General features: G+C 72.0%; 18 protein-coding genes. 8 read left to right on the forward strand and 10 right to left on the reverse strand.

Annotation, left to right across the window (positions count from 1 at the left end; all coding sequences use genetic code 11):
* Window positions 1–31: 31 nt before the first annotated feature.
* The 6 genes from AC4IJH_RS34585 to AC4IJH_RS34610 form a co-directional block, all read right to left on the reverse strand.
* Window positions 32–574 (reverse strand): arginine repressor, encoded by a 543-nt coding sequence (locus tag AC4IJH_RS34585; protein ID WP_490855918.1) that lies wholly within the window; start codon window positions 572–574, stop codon window positions 32–34.
* Window positions 575–582: 8 nt separating this feature from the next.
* Window positions 583–1,818 carry an acetylornithine transaminase gene (locus AC4IJH_RS34590; protein WP_490855919.1) on the reverse strand — a complete coding sequence of 412 codons (1,236 nt, stop codon included), beginning with the start codon at window positions 1,816–1,818 and terminating at the stop codon, window positions 583–585.
* The gene (argB, locus tag AC4IJH_RS34595) at window positions 1,815–2,768 is read right to left on the reverse strand and encodes an acetylglutamate kinase (protein ID WP_490855920.1); all 954 of its coding nucleotides are present in this window, start codon (window positions 2,766–2,768) and stop codon (window positions 1,815–1,817) included. Before argB ends, AC4IJH_RS34590 begins: the two co-directional genes overlap by 4 nt.
* Entirely contained in the window at window positions 2,765–3,916 is a 1,152-nt protein-coding gene (gene argJ, locus AC4IJH_RS34600; protein ID WP_490855921.1) for a bifunctional glutamate N-acetyltransferase/amino-acid acetyltransferase ArgJ, read from the reverse strand. The genes argB and argJ overlap by 4 nt, the downstream gene beginning before the upstream one ends.
* Window positions 3,913–4,941, reverse strand: coding sequence for an N-acetyl-gamma-glutamyl-phosphate reductase (gene argC, locus AC4IJH_RS34605; RefSeq protein WP_490855922.1), 1,029 nt, complete (start codon window positions 4,939–4,941; stop codon window positions 3,913–3,915). Before argC ends, argJ begins: the two co-directional genes overlap by 4 nt.
* Window positions 4,942–5,064: 123 nt before the next feature.
* Window positions 5,065–5,871 (reverse strand): siderophore-interacting protein, encoded by an 807-nt coding sequence (locus AC4IJH_RS34610; protein WP_490855923.1) that lies wholly within the window; start codon window positions 5,869–5,871, stop codon window positions 5,065–5,067.
* Between the two features lie 157 nt (window positions 5,872–6,028).
* Between AC4IJH_RS34610 and AC4IJH_RS34615 the strand changes: the two genes are divergently transcribed.
* Window positions 6,029–7,021: a GlxA family transcriptional regulator gene (locus tag AC4IJH_RS34615; protein WP_490855924.1), complete on the forward strand. Its 993-nt coding sequence runs from the start codon at window positions 6,029–6,031 to the stop codon at window positions 7,019–7,021.
* Window positions 7,022–7,196: 175 nt separating this feature from the next.
* The gene (locus tag AC4IJH_RS34620) at window positions 7,197–7,820 is read left to right on the forward strand and encodes a cysteine hydrolase family protein (RefSeq protein ID WP_490855925.1); all 624 of its coding nucleotides are present in this window, start codon (window positions 7,197–7,199) and stop codon (window positions 7,818–7,820) included.
* A gap of 130 nt (window positions 7,821–7,950) precedes the next feature.
* Here AC4IJH_RS34620 and AC4IJH_RS34625 read toward each other — a convergent pair whose 3' ends face one another.
* Complete coding sequence (locus tag AC4IJH_RS34625) at window positions 7,951–8,367, reverse strand: DUF5997 family protein (protein ID WP_490855926.1); 417 nt, start codon at window positions 8,365–8,367, stop codon at window positions 7,951–7,953.
* A gap of 58 nt (window positions 8,368–8,425) precedes the next feature.
* Here AC4IJH_RS34625 and AC4IJH_RS34630 point away from each other — a divergent pair, with 58 nt between their 5' ends.
* On the forward strand, window positions 8,426–9,232 hold the full coding sequence (locus AC4IJH_RS34630) for a LysR family substrate-binding domain-containing protein (protein WP_490855927.1): 807 nt from the start codon (window positions 8,426–8,428) through the stop codon (window positions 9,230–9,232).
* Window positions 9,233–9,296: 64 nt separating this feature from the next.
* Here AC4IJH_RS34630 and AC4IJH_RS34635 read toward each other — a convergent pair whose 3' ends face one another.
* A complete protein-coding gene (locus tag AC4IJH_RS34635; RefSeq protein WP_490855928.1) occupies window positions 9,297–9,974 on the reverse strand; it encodes a response regulator in 678 nt (225 codons plus the stop codon).
* The gene (locus tag AC4IJH_RS34640; RefSeq protein ID WP_490855929.1) at window positions 9,971–11,308 is read right to left on the reverse strand and encodes a sensor histidine kinase; all 1,338 of its coding nucleotides are present in this window, start codon (window positions 11,306–11,308) and stop codon (window positions 9,971–9,973) included. The genes AC4IJH_RS34635 and AC4IJH_RS34640 overlap by 4 nt, the downstream gene beginning before the upstream one ends.
* Window positions 11,309–11,541: 233 nt before the next feature.
* Here AC4IJH_RS34640 and AC4IJH_RS34645 point away from each other — a divergent pair, with 233 nt between their 5' ends.
* Together AC4IJH_RS34645 and AC4IJH_RS34650 are read left to right on the forward strand one after the other, a co-directional pair.
* Window positions 11,542–12,090 (forward strand): hypothetical protein, encoded by a 549-nt coding sequence (locus tag AC4IJH_RS34645; protein WP_490855930.1) that lies wholly within the window; start codon window positions 11,542–11,544, stop codon window positions 12,088–12,090.
* Between the two features lie 213 nt (window positions 12,091–12,303).
* Window positions 12,304–13,527, forward strand: coding sequence for a beta-ketoacyl-[acyl-carrier-protein] synthase family protein (locus tag AC4IJH_RS34650; protein WP_490855931.1), 1,224 nt, complete (start codon window positions 12,304–12,306; stop codon window positions 13,525–13,527).
* 77 nt (window positions 13,528–13,604) lie between these two features.
* Here AC4IJH_RS34650 and AC4IJH_RS34655 read toward each other — a convergent pair whose 3' ends face one another.
* The gene (locus AC4IJH_RS34655; protein ID WP_490855932.1) at window positions 13,605–14,063 is read right to left on the reverse strand and encodes a carboxymuconolactone decarboxylase family protein; all 459 of its coding nucleotides are present in this window, start codon (window positions 14,061–14,063) and stop codon (window positions 13,605–13,607) included.
* A 224-nt stretch (window positions 14,064–14,287) separates the two neighbouring features.
* Between AC4IJH_RS34655 and AC4IJH_RS34660 the strand changes: the two genes are divergently transcribed.
* From AC4IJH_RS34660 to AC4IJH_RS34670, 3 genes are all read left to right on the forward strand, one after another.
* A complete protein-coding gene (locus AC4IJH_RS34660) occupies window positions 14,288–15,097 on the forward strand; it encodes a class II aldolase/adducin family protein (protein WP_490855933.1) in 810 nt (269 codons plus the stop codon).
* Window positions 15,098–15,506: 409 nt separating this feature from the next.
* Window positions 15,507–15,845 carry an RNHCP domain-containing protein gene (locus tag AC4IJH_RS34665; protein WP_490855956.1) on the forward strand — a complete coding sequence of 113 codons (339 nt, stop codon included), beginning with the start codon at window positions 15,507–15,509 and terminating at the stop codon, window positions 15,843–15,845.
* Window positions 15,845–16,258 carry an RNHCP domain-containing protein gene (locus AC4IJH_RS34670; protein ID WP_490855934.1) on the forward strand — a complete coding sequence of 138 codons (414 nt, stop codon included), beginning with the start codon at window positions 15,845–15,847 and terminating at the stop codon, window positions 16,256–16,258. Before AC4IJH_RS34665 ends, AC4IJH_RS34670 begins: the two co-directional genes overlap by 1 nt.
* Window positions 16,259–16,395 lie beyond the last annotated feature (137 nt).

Raw genomic sequence — 16,395 nt, forward strand, 5'->3', positions numbered from 1 at the left:
CGGAAGGCGGGGCCAGTGGCGCGTACGCGGCTCAGCGGGCCTTCTGGGCCAGGTTCAGGAGGTGGTCGGCCAGGGCCTGGCCGCCGGAGGGGTCGCGGCTGATGAGCATGAGGGTGTCGTCGCCCGCGATGGTGCCCAGGATGTCGTGCAGCTCGGCCTGGTCGATGGCGGAGGCCAGGAACTGGGCGGCGCCCGGCGGGGTGCGCAGAACGACGAGGTTGGCGGAGGCCTCCGCGGAGATGAGGAGTTCGGCCGAGAGCCGACGCATCCGCTCCTCCTTGGCCGACTCCCCCAGCGGCGCGCGCGGGGTGCGGTCGCCGCCCTCGCTCGGCACCGCGTAGATCAGCTCGCCCCCCGTGTTGCGGATCTTGACCGCGCCCAGTTCGTCCAGGTCGCGGGAGAGCGTCGCCTGGGTGACGGACAGGCCGTCGTCGGCGAGCAGCCGGGCGAGCTGGCTCTGGGAGCGGACCGCCTGCCGGTTGAGGATGTCCACGATCCGGCGGTGGCGGGCGGTGCGGGTCTGCGGTACGGCCTGCCCGCCGTGCGCCGTCTCGTTGTCCTGCGCCTCGGTCATCGTCTTCGTCAGTCTCCGGATCGTCGTTCCCCGTGTGCCCCCGTATGGGCGGTGGTCAGGACGGCGGGGAGCTTTCCGAGGAAGACCTCCACGTCCTCCTCGGAGAGGATCAGCGGCGGGGCGAGCCGGATGACGTCCGGCGCGACCGCGTTCACCAGCAGACCCGCGTCCTGAGCCGCCTGCTGCACCTGCGGCGCGAGGGACTCGGTCAAGACGATACCCAGGAGAAGGCCCGCACCGCGGACCCGGCCGACCAGGGGGTGGCCCAGCGCCTCGATCCCGCCACGCAGCCGCTCGCCGGTCCGCTTGACGCTCTCCAGGATGCCCTCGGCCTCGATGGTCTCCAGCACGGCGAGCGCACCGGCGCACACCACGGGGTTGCCGCTGAAGGTGGAGCCGTGCGTTCCGGGGGTCAGCAGGGCGGCCGCGGGGCCGAAGGCGAGGGTGGCGCCGATGGGCAGGCCGCCGCCCAGCCCCTTGGCGAGGGTGACGATGTCGGCCTGAACCCCCTGGGCCGCGGAGTGAAGCCAGTGGCCCGTACGCCCGATACCGGTCTGGATCTCGTCCAGGACCAGGAGGGTGCCGGTGGCCGCGGTGATCTCCCGGGCGGCGCTCAGATAGCCGGGCGGGGGCACGACCACGCCGTTCTCGCCCTGGACGGGTTCCAGGACCACCAGGGCGGTCTCGGTGGTGACGGCCGCGCGCAGCGCCTCGATGTCGCCGTACGGGACGAAGTCGACATCGCCCGGCAGCGGCAGGAACGGGGCCTGCTTGGCGGGCTGGCCGGTCAGCGCGAGGGCGCCCATGGTGCGACCGTGGAAGCCGCCGGTGGTGGCGACCATGTGGGTACGGCCCGTGAGCCGGCCGATCTTGAAGGCGGCCTCGTTGGCCTCGGCGCCGGAGTTGGAGAAGTAGACCCGGCCCGGGCGCCCGGCGATCGCCAGCAGCCGCTCGGCGAGCGCGACGGTGGGCTCGGAGACGAAGAAGTTGGAGACATGGCCCAGGGTGGCGATCTGCCGCGATACGGCGCCCACGACGGCGGGGTGGGCGTGGCCGAGGGCGTTGACCGCGATACCGCCGAGGAAGTCGAGGTACTCCTTGCCCTCGGCGTCCCAGACCCTGGTGCCCGCGCCGCGCACCAGCGGGATGCGGGGGGTGCCGAAGTTGTCCATCATGGCGCCCTGCCAGCGGTGGGTGAGCGCCGCGTTGCCGTCGGCCGTTTCTGGCGCCGTGCCCGTGGTCATACCGTCCCCTCGATGGTGTTCTCGTCGGGCACGACCATCGTGCCGATGCCCTCGTCGGTGAAGATCTCCAGCAGGATCGAGTGCTGCACCCGCCCGTCGATCACCCTGGCGGTGTGCACCCCGTTGCGTACCGCGTGCAGACAGCCCCGCATCTTGGGCACCATGCCGCTGGCCAGGTCGGGCAGCAGCTTTTCCAGCTCCGTGGCGGTGAGCCGGCTGATGACCTCGTCGGAGCGCGGCCAGTCCTCGTACAGGCCCTCGACGTCGGTCAGGACCATCAGGGTCTCGGCACCCAGCGCCGCAGCGAGTGCCGAAGCCGCCGTATCAGCATTGACGTTGTAGACATGCCCCACATCACCTTCGTCCTGGGAGCGGGCGATCGAGGAGACGACCGGGATACGGCCGTCGGCGAGCAGCGCCTCGATGGCGCCGGTGTCGATCTCGGTGATCTCGCCGACCCGGCCGATGTCGACCAGTTCGCCCTCGATGCGGGGCCGGTGCTTGGTGGCGGTGATGGTGTGGGCGTCCTCGCCGGTGATGCCGACGGCGAGCGGGCCGTGCTGGTTCAGCAGGCCGACGAGCTCGCGCTGCACCTGTCCGGCGAGCACCATGCGTACGACGTCCATGGCGTCCTCGGTGGTGACGCGCAGGCCCGCCTTGAACTCGCTGACGATGCCGTGCCGGTCCAGGGCCTCGCTGATCTGCGGTCCGCCGCCGTGCACCACGACGGGCTTGAGGCCCGCGTGGTGCAGGAAGACGACGTCCTGGGCGAAGGCGGCCTTCAGCTCCTGGTCGACCATGGCGTTGCCGCCGAACTTGATGACGACGGTCTTGCCGTGGTGCCGGGTCAGCCAGGGCAGCGCCTCGATGAGGATCTGCGCCTTGGGGAGCGCGGTGTGCTTGCGGGCGGTGGGCTGGCTGCTGGGGTCTTTGCCCGTGTCTTTGCTCATGACGAGTACGCGCTGTTCTCGTGGACGTAGTCGGCGGTGAGGTCGTTGGTCCAGATCGTCGCGGTCTCGGACCCGGCCGCGAGGTCGGCGGTGATGACGACCTCCCGGTAGCGCATGTCGACGAGTTCGCGGTCCTCGCCGACCGAGCCGTTCTTGCAGACCCAGACGCCGTTGATGGCGACGTTGAGCTGGTTCGGGTCGAAGGCGGCGGAGGTCGTGCCGATCGCGGAGAGCACCCGGCCCCAGTTGGGGTCCTCGCCGTGCAGGGCGCACTTGAGGAGGTTGTTGCGGGCGATGGACCGGCCGACCTCGACGGCGTCGGCCTCGCTCGCGGCGTTGACCACCTCGACCTTGATGTCCTTGCTGGCGCCCTCGGCGTCGCCGATCAGCTGCCGCCCCAGGTCGTCGCAGACCTCGCGGACGGCCTCGGCGAACTCGGCGTACTCCGGGGCGACTTCGGACGCACCCGAGGCGAGCAGCAGCACCGTGTCGTTGGTGGACATGCAGCCGTCGGAGTCGACCCGGTCGAAGGTGAGCCGGGTGGCGTCGCGCAGCGCCGCGTCCAGAACGCCGGCTTCGAGGTCGGCGTCGGTGGTGAGGACGACGAGCATCGTGGCGAGGCCGGGGGCGAGCATACCCGCGCCCTTGGCCATGCCGCCGACGGTCCAGCCGTCCTTGGTGACCACGGAGGTCTTGTGCACGCTGTCGGTGGTCTTGATGGCGATGGCGGCCTTCTCGCCGCCGTGCGCGGAGAGTTCGGCGGCGGCCTTCTCGACTCCGGGCAGGAGCTTGTCCATGGGGAGCGTGACGCCGATGAGTCCGGTCGACGCGACGGCGACCTCGCCCGCGTTGAGCGCGAGCACCCGCGCCGCCTTCTCGGCGGTGGCATGGGTGTCCTGGAAGCCCTTGGGGCCCGTACAGGCGTTGGCGCCACCGGAGTTGAGGACCACGGCCGAGACCTGTCCGCCCTTGAGGACCTGCTCGGACCACAGGACCGGGGCGGCCTTGACGCGGTTGGAGGTGAAGACACCGGCGGCGGCCAGGCGCGGCCCGGTGTTGACCACGAGGGCCAGGTCCGGGTTGCCGTTCTCCTTGATCCCGGCGGCGATCCCCGCGGCCGTGAATCCCTTAGCTGCCGTCACACTCACGGCGCGACTCCGATCGTAGTGAGCCCGGTGGCCTCGTCGAGGCCGAGGGCGATGTTCATGCTCTGCAGGGCGCCGCCGGCGGTGCCCTTGGTCAGGTTGTCGATGGCGCTGATCACGATCACGCGCCCGGCCGCCTCGTCGTGGGCGACCTGGATCTGCGCGGCGTTCGACCCGTACACGGAGGCGGTCGCGGGCCACTGCCCCTCGGGGAGCAGGTGGGCGAACGGCTCGTCGGCGAAGGCCTTCTCGTACACGGCCCGTACGGACTCGGCGGTGACGCCCGACTTGGCCTTCGCGCTGCAGGTGGCGAGGATGCCGCGGGGCATCGGGGCCAGGGTGGGCGTGAAGGAGACGGTGACGGGGGTGCCCGCCGCCGCGGTCAGGTTCTGGATCATCTCGGGGGTGTGCCGGTGCACTCCCCCGACGCCGTACGGGGACATGCTCCCCATGACCTCCGAGCCGAGCAGGTGCGGCTTGGCCGCCTTGCCCGCGCCGGAGGTGCCGGACGCCGCGACGATCACCGCCTCCGCCTCGACGAGGTCCGCCGCGTACGCCGGGAAGAGCGCGAGCGAGACGGCGGTCGGGTAGCAGCCGGGCACCGCGATGCGCTTGGACCCCTCCAACGCGGCGCGGGCGCCCGGCAGTTCGGGAAGGCCGTAGGGCCAGGCGCCGGCGTGCGGGCTGCCGTAGAACTTCTCCCAGTCCCCCGCGTCCTTCAGCCGGAAGTCGGCGCCCATGTCGACGACGAGGACGTCGGGGCCGAGCTGTTCGGCGACGGCGGCGGACTGCCCGTGGGGCAGGGCGAGGAAGACGACATCGTGGCCCGCGAGGACTTCGGCGGCGGTCGGCTCCAGGACGCGGTCGGCGAGCGGCAGCAGATGCGGCTGCAACGCCCCAAGGCTCTGGCCCGCGTTGGAGTTCCCGGTCAGCGCGCCGATCTCCACTTCCGGGTGCCCCAGAAGCATGCGCAGAACCTCGCCCCCCGCATACCCACTCGCTCCCGCGACCGCTGCTCGCACTGCCATGACCCCTCCTCGGTGATGGCATGACTATACGTAGCGATGCAGTTTTATGCAATGCATTGAGGCGAGGATTCCGATCACTTGTTCCGATCGCCCGTACGGCATCCCGGTGGCCGAAGTCCGGGGTCAGCGCCAGTAGCCGGTGAAGGTGACCGCGTCCTTGGTGAATCCGCGGTCGGTGACGAGGTGGCGCCGCACCCCGGTGGCGAGCCGCTGACCGCCGGCGGCCCAGGCGTATCCGGGCCCGTCGGGCAGTTGAGCCGCGCGGACCGCCGCGAGCACCGTCTCGCCGGGGAGGGCGCCGTCCCGCCTGACCACCCAGTGGAGCGTGGTGCCGGTCCCGGTTTCGACGGGCTGCGCGTCCTGCGGGTGCGGGATCTCGACGTACGCCTCGGTGGGCACGGCGTCGGTGGACGAGCCGATGATGCCCGCGACGGCCGGGAGTGCGGTCTCGTCGCCGACCAGCAGCCGCCACCGCGCACCGGGCGGCGGCAGGAAGGTGATGCCCTCGTCGAAGATGCCGAGTTCGTCGCCCGGTGCGGCGTCGCGCGCCCACGCGGCCGCGGGCCCGAGTGCGCCGTCGCCGTCCTCGTGCAGGACGAAGTCGATGTCGATCTCGGGGCCGTCGCTGTACGCACCCTGCGCGCGGTGGTGGCGCACGGTGTAGTTGCGGCCGATCGGGCGGGTGTCCTTGGGCATGAGGAAGTACTCGGCCATCCACAGCCCGCTGGTCCGCTTCGGCAGCCGCAGCCCGCGCGCGGCGGGCAGGAACAGCCGGAACCACTGGTCGTACCCCATCGCCTGGAAGCTCCGCAGGTCGGGACCACCGATGGTGATCCTCACGAAGCTCGGACCGATCCGCTTGCGCGCCACCACCCGCGCGACGAGGAACTCCCGCCGCTCGGGCTTGCGGTACTTCCCGGGCCTGGCCATCACACCCCACCCCCTTGATTCATTTAGGTTAGGCAAACCTAACAGGATCGAGGGGTGGCCGGGCGGCGCGGTGCGACTTCTCGCGCCCGGACCGCGTGTCCGGATGTGACAGGGAATCGTCATTGCGGCCATGGGCGGGGGCGGTGAGGATGCCTGTATGTCCCTCTCCCACCGCGTCGTCATCGCGGTCTTCCCCGATGTCGACCTCCTCGACGTCACCGGCCCGGCCGAGGTCTTCGCGCTGGCCAACCGGGAGACCGGCGGGCGGGCCGGCTACCGGGTCCGGCTCGCCGGGCCGGTGGCCGGTGCGGTGCAGACGTCGGCGGGGGTGCGGCTGCTGGCCGATCTGTCCTTCGAGGAAGTCGGGGAGCAGGTGGACACCCTGCTGGTGCCCGGCGCGGTCGACATGACCGAGCACGGCCCCACCGCCCGCATCGACGCCGACGTCGTGGCGTGGGTGAAGGCGACCGCGCCGCACGCCCGGCGAGTGGCGTCGGTGTGCGTGGGCGCGCATGTGCTGGCGGCGGCCGGGCTGCTGGACGGGAAGACGGCGACCACCCACTGGTCGACCGCCGGCCAGCTCGCCGCCGACCATCCGGCCGTCACCGTCGACCCGGATCCGATCTTCGTCCGCACCGACCGCGGCCGACTGTGGACGGGCGCCGGGATCAGCGCCTGTCTGGACCTCGCGCTCGCCCTGGTGGCCGAGGACCTGGGCGAGGACGTCGCCCTGACGGTGGCCCGGCAGCTGGTGATGTACCTCAAGCGGCAGGGCGGGCAGAGCCAGTTCTCCGTACCGCTGAGCCGGCCCGCCTCCGCCCGCCGGGACATCGACGCACTGCGGCTGTGGATCGCCGAGCACCTCGACGAGGATCTGTCGGCGGAGGCGCTGGCGGCCCGGATGTGTCTGAGCGAGCGGCACTTCGCGCGCGTCTTCAAGCAGGAGACCGGGCTCAGCCCCGCCGCGTACGTCGAAGCCGCCCGCATCGAAGTGGCCCGGCGCCTGCTGGAGACCATCGACGACCCGCTCGATCGGGTCGCGGCCGCGGCCGGGCTCGGGTCGGCGGAAACCCTGCACCGGGCGTTCAAGCGGCAGCTCGCCACGACGCCCGCCGCCTACCGGCGCCGCTTCCGCACCCAGACCGGCTGACCCGCCCCCTACCCCTACCCCTCCCCCTCGCCGTACGCAGGCGGGGCGGACGGCTTCGCCATGCCTCCGTCCCTCGCAGATCCCCCCCCCGCAGATCCCCCTGCTGATCTCCGCGTCCCCGGATCCCTCTGTCCCTTCCCTTACGACCCGTCAATTCCCTTACGAAAGGCACCCGATGAGCAGCAAACAGCCCTCCAGGACCCTGCGCGACGTCAGCGGCCTGGACAGCCGGCCGCCGAAGCTGAGCGAGTCCGCGCTGATCATGATCGACTTCCAGAACACGTACCGCAGCGGCGTCATGGCCCTGGAAGGTGCGGAGAAGGCCCTGGCAGCCGGTGCGCGTCTGCTGGAGCGCGCCCGCGCCGCGGGCATCCCGGTCGTCCACATCCTCAACGACGGCGGCGCGGACACTCCGTACGACATCCGCGCCCACATCGGCGCCATCAGCGACGAAGTCGCCCCGGCGGACGGCGAGGCGGTGGTGGTCAAGCAGTTCCCCAACGCCTTCCACGCCACCGAGCTGGAGGAAGCCCTGACCGCCCTGGGCTTCGCACCCGGCGGCGGCAAGGACCTCGTCCTGGCGGGCTTCATGACGCACATGTGCGTCAACTACACCGCCCAGGGCGCCTTCAACCTCGGCTACCGCCCCACCGTCGTCGCCGAGACCACCGCCACCCGCGCCCTCGCCGCCCCCGACGGCACCGTTCTGCCCGCCGCCGCCCTCCAGGCCGCGGCCCTGACCGCCGTCACCGACCTGTTCGGCACCGTCGTCCCCACCGTCGACGCGCTCCCCGCCTGATACCGGGGGCGGCGGGGCCGCACATCGACGCGGCCCCGTGCCCCTTGGAGACACGGGAGAACGAGACCGGCGGTGATCTCCACCTCTTCGGGTAGCGATCACCGCCGGGGTGCACGAGCCAGGGGCAGGGTCAGGAACGCGGGTCCTGGGGCGCTGCGGCCCGCTTCGCTTCCTTCTCCTTGTTCTTCTCCTTGATACGCACCGTCTCCTTGCGGACCTCGGCCTGAGTGGCGCGCTCCTTCTGCAGCCACTCGGGGTTGTCCTGCTTGAGCGCGTCAATCTGCTCCGTGGTCAGGGCGTCGGTGATGCCGCCGCGCGCCAGGCCCGAGATGGAGATGCCGAGCTTCGCCGCGACGACCGGCCGGGGGTGCGGGCCGTTCGCTCGCAGCTCCCGAAGCCACTCGGGCGGCTCGGTCTGCAGCGCGTTCAGCTCGGCGCGCGAGACGACACCCTCCTGGAACTCGGCGGGTGTGGCCTGAAGGTACACACCCAGCTTCTTCGCCGCGGTCGCGGGCTTCATCGTCTGGGTGCTCTGGTGCTGCGTCATGGTGTCAAGGGTATCGAGCATGTGCGCTACCTCCGACCACGACCGGTAACCTGGCGGAGTGACAGGCTCGGAAGATTCCCCTTCGTTCCGGCTCGCGTACGTCCCGGGCGTGACACCCACCAAATGGGTGCGGATCTGGAACGAGCGGCTGCCCGACATCCCGCTGACCCTCGTCCCGGTGACCGCTGCCGAGGCGTGCGGGGTGCTGCGCGAGCGCGGCGCCGACGCGGGTTTCGTCCGCCTGCCGGTGGACGGTACGGACCTCAGCGCGATCCCGCTCTACACCGAGACCACGGTGGTCGTGATCCCCAAGGAGCACGTCGTGGCGGCGGTCGAGGAGGTGTCCCCGCAGGAGCTCACCGACGAGATCGTGCTGCACCCCCTGGACGACACCCTGGAGTGGGAGCAGCGCCCCGGACAGCCCGCGATGGAGCGGCCCGCCACCACGGCGGACGCCATCGAGCTGGTGGCGGCGGGCGTGGGGCTGCTCGTGGTCCCGCAGTCGCTCGCGCGTCTGCACCACCGCAAGGACCTCACCTACCGCACGCTCACCGGCGCCCCCGAGTCGCGCGTGGCGCTGTCGTGGCCGCAGGAGGCCACCACCGACATGGTGGACGACTTCATCGGGATCGTCCGCGGGCGGACGGTCAACAGCACGCGGGGGCGCAAGCAGCCGCAGGCCGAGGCCCCGGCCGCGGCCGAGCGCAAGCGCCCCGACAGGGGCGGCGCGCGGCGCAAGCCCACCTCCGGCGGAAAGCCGGCCGGCAAGGGCGCGCGGAGCGGTTCCGGTGGCGCCAAGGCCGGCGGGAACAGGACCGGCGGCGCCAAGGCGGCCAAGCGCGGCAAGCCCCGCCGCCGGTCGTAACGCCGCAGGACCGGGCGTACGGCGCGGAGCGGTATGGCGCGCGCCGTACGGGGCGGCCGGTGGCTCAGTAGCCGCTCGGCCGCACCAGGCCCGTCTCGTACGCGAAGACCGCGGCCTGGGTCCGGTCGCGCAGGCCCAGCTTGACCAGGATGCGGCTCACATGGGTCTTGACGGTCTGCTCCGCCACCACCAGGCGCGTGGCGATCTCCGCGTTCGACAGGCCCTGGGCGATCAGGGACAGGACCTCCGTCTCGCGTTCCGTCAGGTCGCCGACGCGGTCCTTGAGCGGGGCGCGCGGGGCGCCGGTCATCCGGGAGAACTCGGCGATCAGCCGCTTGGTGATGTTGGGAGCCAGCAGCGCGTCGCCGCCCGCCACCACCCGTACCGCCTGGGCGAGCTCCTCGGCGGAGGCGTCCTTGAGCAGGAATCCGGACGCGCCGGCCCGCAGTGCCTCGTAGACGTACTCGTCGAGGTCGAAGGTGGTCAGGACGAGCACCTTGACGGTGGCGCCGGCCGGTTCGGTGATGCGGCGGGTCGCCTCGATGCCGCCGAGCTCGGGCATCCGGATGTCCATCAGGACCACGTCGGGGGCGAGTTCGGCGGCCTTGGCGACGGCGTCGAGGCCGTCCACGGCCTGGCCGACGACCTCGATCCCGGGTTCGGCGTTGAGCAGCACCGTGAAGCCCTGGCGGACCATCACCTGGTCGTCGGCTATCAGGACTCGAATGGTGCTGTGGGTCATCTGTCGTCCTTCGCGGGGATCGGGGGAATCGAGGAGTCGGCGGAAGTCGTCAGGGGCAGGGTCGCGGCCACTTCGTAGCCGCCCTCCGGCGTGGGGCCGACGGCCAGGTCGCCGCCCAGCATGGCGGCCCGCTCGCGCATCCCGAGCAGCCCGTGGCCGGGGCCCGGCGAGTGGCCCGAGGGGCGCTGGGCGGGCGCGGTGGGCGCGGAGTTGGTGATCCGTACGGTCAGGGCGGCCGGGCGGTATCCGATCTCCACCCGCACCCGGGCCCCCGGAGCGTGCCGCATCGCGTTGCTCATCGCCTCCTGGACGATACGGAACGCGGAGAGCTCGACGCCCGGGGACAGCGGGCGGGGCTCGCCCGTGGTCGCGGTCTCGACGGTGAGGCCGGCCGCGCGCACATTGCCGACCAGTTCGCCCAGGCGCGCAAGGGTGGGCTGCGGGGCCTGGCCCGCCGTCTCGTCCGACGGGCTGTCCGAGCGCAGCACGCCCAGGACCCGGCGCAGTTCCGTGAGCGCCTCCAGGGCGTTGCCGCGGATACCGGCGAGGTTCTCCTTCAGCTCCGGGGAGAGGTCCTCGACCAGGTGCGGGGCGACCTGGACCTGGATGGAGATGACCGACATGTGGTGGGCGACCACGTCGTGCAGTTCGCGGGCGATACGGCCGCGCTCCTCCAGCAGGGTGCGCCGGGCCCGCTCTTCGGCGGTCAGCTCCTCCTGCTCGACCAGCTGGGAGCGGGCCACGCGGCTCATGCGCAGCGAGGCCCCGACCACTACGGCGATGGCGAAGGCGATGGTGCCGCGGGCCAGGTCCTCGTTGTGGGGGTGGGAGGCCAGGCCCAGGTTCACCAGCCCTGTGACGAGGGTGACCGCCAGTGCCGCGATCGCGCTCCAGGGGCGGACCCGCAGGGCGAGCAGGAGCAGCAGGAGGGTGTGCAGGGCGATCCCCGGGACGCTCCACGGCCACACCATGTCGCGGCCGATGCCGCCTTCCGCGAGCGCGGCGGTCACGAAGAGCGCGAGGGTCGACAGCCACCAGGCGGGCGCCGGGCGGGACAGCGCGAGGACCGCGGCCGCCGTCTGGAGCAGGCTCATCAGAGCCACCAGCATCGGGGCCGCCGACCGCAGGTCCGAGTAGTGCCCGAGGTCGGTGATGCCCAGGGCCGCCACGAGCAGCACCGCATGGGCGTGCGGCAGCCAGCCCAGCCAGGTCTGGCGCGGCAGCGGGTCGCGCGCCACCGTCAGGAGGTCCTCGCGCAGCACGCGCGGCACCGTTCGCAGCACGGCTGCCGCCGACCGCTTGTCCCCGTCCCGCACCCCGTCCCCCTCGTTCACATCGCCAACCCTAGGCATGGCGTATCGCCGCCTCTCACGCGGGCCACCTGCGGTTCTTGTGCTTGCAGCCCGAACCGACGGTACGGATGGACGCGGTGGCCGGCGTCCCGCCCGGGAGGGCACTTGCCGCGTAGCTCTCAAGTAGTACGAGTAGGGGGCTCGTCCGGCGGGCCGCCGCCCGGCAAAATCACCAACCGGACCCGTCGCGATCTTCGGGCTGACAGTATGACGCCATGCCGAACATGCGATCGATTACGTACGGGGATGTGGCGGCGCGCCTGGTGGCGCTCGGGATGGTGTCACAGGAGAAGGCGCGGCACGTGCTCGCACGGCGGTCGGGGGCGGCGGACGAGGAGCTGGGCAGCGGTCGACTGGCCGCGGCGCTCGTCGACTTCGGAGTGGCCGTCGCGGCCCACAGGGACGACGGCGACGGCCTGGAAGGGGCCTACCGCGCCTTCCTTCAGGATGCCGCCGCGTGCACCGGCGGCCTGGTCGTCGTCGGCGGCGTCCGGCTGGCCGAGGGCGAGGACGGCGCGGAGAGCCTGGAGTTCGTGCGCAACGGCGAGCCGATCTCCTGGCACGTCGAGCACCAGTCCGAGGACCGGCTCGACCAGCTGGCGATCCTGGAGGTCATCAACATGCTCGACCCCGGCGACGGCGGCGATACCCGCACCTTCCACAGCGTCCCGGTCCGCGGTCCCGGCGAGGGCGGCGCCTTCGTCCTCGCGACCCCGGAACAGGCGGCAGCCCTCCAGGAGGAGCTGGGCCTGGAGTTGGAATGACGCGCGCGCGGGCGAACGATGCGCGATGAGGGACGCGTCTGTGAATGACCGGTCCCTACAAAGCTCGCGCGGCGGACTCCGTTGATCGCAGCACCCAGGTATCTGGAAATCCCTTGGCAGAGTGGGCGGCAGGTTGATCATTTCCCGCGGCAGTCGACGCGGGGGGTTGTCATTTCACAACAAGTAAGTCGCCGAAATGAGGGGGTTCTTGCAGTGGGTGTCGACAGGGAAGCCGTGGTGGTCACGGGGCTCGGGGCGACCACACCGCTCGGTGGGGATGTGGCCTCGACGTGGGCCGGGATGCTGGCGGGGCGGTCGGGGATCGGGGCAGTAGAAGAGGAGTGGGCGGCCGGGCTGCCGGTGCGGATCGCGGGGCGGCTCGCCGTCGAGCCGACCAAGGTGCTGGACCGGGTGCAGGCCCGCCGTATGGACCGCTGTGAGCAGATCGCACTGGTCGCCGCCCGCGAGGCCTGGGCCGACGCGGGCGCTCCCGGCGTCGATCCGGAGCGGCTGGCCGTGGTGATCGGCACGGGCACCGGCGGCGCGCTGACCCTGCTGGGACAGGACGACGTGCTGGAGACCTCCGGGGTACGCAAGGTCTCGCCGCACACCGTCCCGATGCTGATGGCGAACGGGCCCGCGGCCTGGGTCAGCATCGACCTGGGGGCCCGCGGCGGCGCCCACACCCCGGTCAGCGCCTGCGCGTCCGGGGCCGAGGCGATCGCGCAGGGCCTGGATCTGATCCGCCTGGGCCGGGCCGACGTAGTGGTGGCGGGCGGCAGTGAAGCCTGTATCTGCGCGCTGCCGATGGCCGGGTTCGCCCAGGCCAGGGCGCACTCGACGCGCAATGACGCGCCGGGGCGGGCGTCCCGGCCCTTCGATGTGGACCGGGACGGCTTCGTCATCGGCGAGGGCGCGGCCGTGGTCGTCCTGGAGCGCGCCGGCTTCGCCGCCGCCCGGGCCGCGCGCGCCCACGCGACGCTCGCCGGAGCCGGTGTCACCTCGGACGCGCACCACATCACCGCCGCGCACCCCGAGGGGCAAGTGCGGGCGATGCGGCGGGCGTTGGCCGAGGCGGGGCTGTCGCCGCTGGAGGTCGACCACGTCCACGCCCATGCGACCTCCACACCCAAGGGCGACCTGGCCGAGGCCCAGTCGATCACCGAGGCGGTCGGCGTCCACCCGGCCGTCACCGCGACCAAGTCGATGACCGGCCACCTCTTCGGGGCGGCGGGCTCCATCGGCGCGCTCGCCGCGATCCTGGCGGTCCGCGACGGCGTCATCCCGGCGACGGCGAACCTGGACACCCTCGACCCGGAGGTGAAACTCGACGTCGTCAGCGGCAGCCCGCGCCGCGGCGCCCTGAACGCGGCGCTGGCCAACTCCTTCGGATTCGGCGGCCACAACGCGTCGCTGGTGTTCACCCCGGCGCCCTAGGGACTTTGACGACAGGCCCTAGGTGCCACCGCGTCGAGGGCCGGGGCCCGATCCTCGACGCGCCCGTGCGGCGCCGCTCACCAGTCCGCGGAGCCCGCGGGCTGCCGGGTGGTGGCGTTGAGGCGGTTGAAGAGGTTGGTGGTGCCGATCCACAGGACCAGGCCCGCCAGCTGTTGCTCGTCGAAGTGCCGGGCGGCCTCGTCCCAGACGGTGTCCGGGACCGGGTCCGGGCGGTCGGCCAGCCGGGTGGCGGCCTCGGCGAGGGCCAGGGCGGCGCGCTCGGCGTCGGTGAAGTACGGCGCCTCGCGCCAGGCCGCCACGGAGAAGAGCCGCTCGTCGCTCTCCCCGGCCTTCTTGGCGCTGCGCGCCCCGCCCTCCACGCACAGGCTGCACCCGTTGATCTGGCTCACCCGCAGGTGGACCAGTTCGAGGGTGGACTGCGGCACGCCGCCCTTCCGCGCCGCCTTGATCACGTCCAGGATGGCCGGCATGGCCTCGGGTATGACCACGGCGGGGTTCTGCATACGTGCCTGCATGGCTGCTCTCCTGTCGTCGCGCCGGCCGCCCGGGCCGGTCGGGTCCGTCACCGCACTGACGCTCCGCGACTGGGGAATGTGACCGGTGGAGGAGAAAAGTTTCCGGCGCAGGCCTTCCGGGGGCGGCCGGCGCCTCTGACCGGTCCCGTACACCCCCCGTCCCCAAGGCGGGGCATCTGTGCCACCGTTTCGGTGAGGCGTACCCAGACCCGCTGGAGGACTTCATGAGCACCGGCACTCCCACCGACCTCACCGCACTCTTCGGCCCGGCACCGGACGGCACCGGCGTGCCGATGCCCCCGCAGTTCGAGAAGCCCGCAGAGGAACGGCAGTACCGCAAGGAGCAACTGGCCGCCGGATTCCGGCTGTTCGGGAAGTTCGGCTTCTCCGAGGGCGTGGCGGGGCACATCACCGTACGCGACCCCGAGGACCCCGACTGCTTCTGGGTGAACCCGTTCGGGATGAGCTTCCACCAGATCAAGGCCTCGGACCTGATCCTGGTCGACCACGAGGGCACCGTACGCAGCGGCACCCGGCCGGTGAACCGCGCCGCCTTCGTCATCCACTCCCAGGTGCACGCCGCCCGGCCCGACGTCATCGCCGCCGCGCACGCCCACTCCCTGCACGGCAAGGCCTTCGCCAGCCTGGGCATACCCCTGGCCCCCATCACCCAGGACGCCTGCGCCTTCTTCGAGGACCACGGCCTGTACTCCGACTACCGGGGCGTGGCCGAAGGGCTCGAGGAGGGCCGGCGGATCGGCGCGGCGCTCGGCGCGTACAAGGCCGTCATCCTCGCCAACCACGGCCTGCTCACCGTCGGGCACTCCGTCGCCGAGGCCGTGTGGTGGTTCGTCACCATGGAGCGTTCCTGCCAGGCGCAGTTGCTCGCGATGGCCGCGGGCACCCCGCGCGACATCGACCGCGAGACGGCCCTCAGGACGCGCGAGCAGATCGGCAGCCATCTGGCGGGCTGGTTCCAGGCGCGCCCGCTGTGGGACCAGATCACCGCGTCCGACCCGGATCTGTTCGACTGAGGCGGGCGGCGTACCCGCCCTTGGACCGCGGAGTCCGGGCCCGGAGAAAGCGCCCGGAGAAAGCGCCCGGGGGAGCGCCCGGGGAGAGCCGGAAGAAATTCGTTGGTGCGCGGGCGAAAGGCGCTGTTACGGTGCCGACCACGACATCACCGCCACTTCCCCGGGCTCCGCGAGCCCTGGAAACCGGGCTTCACGAGCCCTAGAAAGCAGATGATTATGACCCGGCATGCGCCGAGCGCGCCTCGCCGACCCGTGGACGGAATCCGACTCTGATCCTTCGAGGACCGCTCGGCCGACTCCTGCTGTCATCGCACAACGCCCTCAGCAAGGAGCACTCCGGGTGCATCAGCACACCTCTCATCAGCACAGCAATTCAGCCAATTCCTCTTCCCGCACACCGAGTTCCGTTCTGCGGACCGACACCTTCTGCTGCATTCGGTGCGGTCTGACCGTCACCACGCTCGGTCCGGACGGCAGCCGGCGCAACCACTGCCCCAGCTGTCTGCATTCCCAGCACATCACCGACCACGTCGAGGGCGGCCCCAGCGACTGCCGTTCACGGATGAGCCCCATCGCCATCGCCGTACTGCGCAACGGGGACTGGATGGTCATCCACCGCTGTACGCGCTGCGACGAGCTGACGTCCAGCCCCCTGTGCGGGGACGACAACCAGCTCATCCTGATGCGGATGGCCGTCCGGCCGCTGGCCCAGCCGCCCTTCCCGCTCGAAGCGTTCGGGGATCTGTGATGGGCAGACACCGCACACGGCGGGGCGGTCGCCCGCAGCGGCCGAAGGACGTCCTGCACGGCCCGGGCGGCGAACGCGGCGATGCGTTCCGGTGCGTGGGCTGCCGGCTGGACGTCCCGCTGTCCGCACCGGGCACCGCGCACCGCAACCACTGCCCGCACTGCCTGACGAGTCTGCACGTCGACCGGCGAACACCGGGCGACCGCGACGCGTCCTGCCGCGGGCGGATGGCCGCGCTGAGCGTGACGGTGCGCCAGGACGGGGAGTGGCTGATCATCCACCACTGCCGGTCCTGCGGCGAGCTGAGCGCCAACCGCATCGCCGGGGACGACAACGCGCTCGCCCTGATGCGCATCGCGGTGCGGCCGCTGTCCGACACCCGGGTTCCGGTACGGGCGCTGCTCGCGCTGTAACGCGGGGCGGGCCGGTGGGGCCGCACGCCCCAACCGGCCCGTCCCGCAGGGCGGTTGACGCCCGGGGCCTACGCCGGTGGCCCATGCCGGGGGAATCGGCCATCGCCGTGTGTCCGAACCGTTGCGCGGGCCGGGGC

It is taken from the genome of Streptomyces sp. UF-297 (assembly GCF_058245575.1).

What these genes read in the sequence shown, in the direction of transcription:
- AC4IJH_RS34635 (WP_490855928.1), bottom strand. Translation starts at nt 9,974, where the DNA reads ATGACCCACAGCACCATTCGAGTCCTGATAGCCGACGACCAGGTGATG.
- AC4IJH_RS34655 (WP_490855932.1), bottom strand. Translation starts at nt 14,063, where the DNA reads ATGCAGGCACGTATGCAGAACCCCGCCGTGGTCATACCCGAGGCCATG.
- AC4IJH_RS34625 (WP_490855926.1), bottom strand. Translation starts at nt 8,367, where the DNA reads ATGACGCAGCACCAGAGCACCCAGACGATGAAGCCCGCGACCGCGGCG.
- AC4IJH_RS34620 (WP_490855925.1), top strand. Translation starts at nt 7,197, where the DNA reads ATGAGCAGCAAACAGCCCTCCAGGACCCTGCGCGACGTCAGCGGCCTG.
- AC4IJH_RS34585 (WP_490855918.1), bottom strand. Translation starts at nt 574, where the DNA reads ATGACCGAGGCGCAGGACAACGAGACGGCGCACGGCGGGCAGGCCGTA.
- AC4IJH_RS34670 (WP_490855934.1), top strand. Translation starts at nt 15,845, where the DNA reads ATGGGCAGACACCGCACACGGCGGGGCGGTCGCCCGCAGCGGCCGAAG.
- AC4IJH_RS34660 (WP_490855933.1), top strand. Translation starts at nt 14,288, where the DNA reads ATGAGCACCGGCACTCCCACCGACCTCACCGCACTCTTCGGCCCGGCA.
- AC4IJH_RS34615 (WP_490855924.1), top strand. Translation starts at nt 6,029, where the DNA reads ATGTCCCTCTCCCACCGCGTCGTCATCGCGGTCTTCCCCGATGTCGAC.
- AC4IJH_RS34610 (WP_490855923.1), bottom strand. Translation starts at nt 5,871, where the DNA reads ATGGCCAGGCCCGGGAAGTACCGCAAGCCCGAGCGGCGGGAGTTCCTC.
- AC4IJH_RS34645 (WP_490855930.1), top strand. Translation starts at nt 11,542, where the DNA reads ATGCCGAACATGCGATCGATTACGTACGGGGATGTGGCGGCGCGCCTG.
- argB (WP_490855920.1), bottom strand. Translation starts at nt 2,768, where the DNA reads ATGAGCAAAGACACGGGCAAAGACCCCAGCAGCCAGCCCACCGCCCGC.
- argC (WP_490855922.1), bottom strand. Translation starts at nt 4,941, where the DNA reads ATGGCAGTGCGAGCAGCGGTCGCGGGAGCGAGTGGGTATGCGGGGGGC.
- AC4IJH_RS34590 (WP_490855919.1), bottom strand. Translation starts at nt 1,818, where the DNA reads ATGACCACGGGCACGGCGCCAGAAACGGCCGACGGCAACGCGGCGCTC.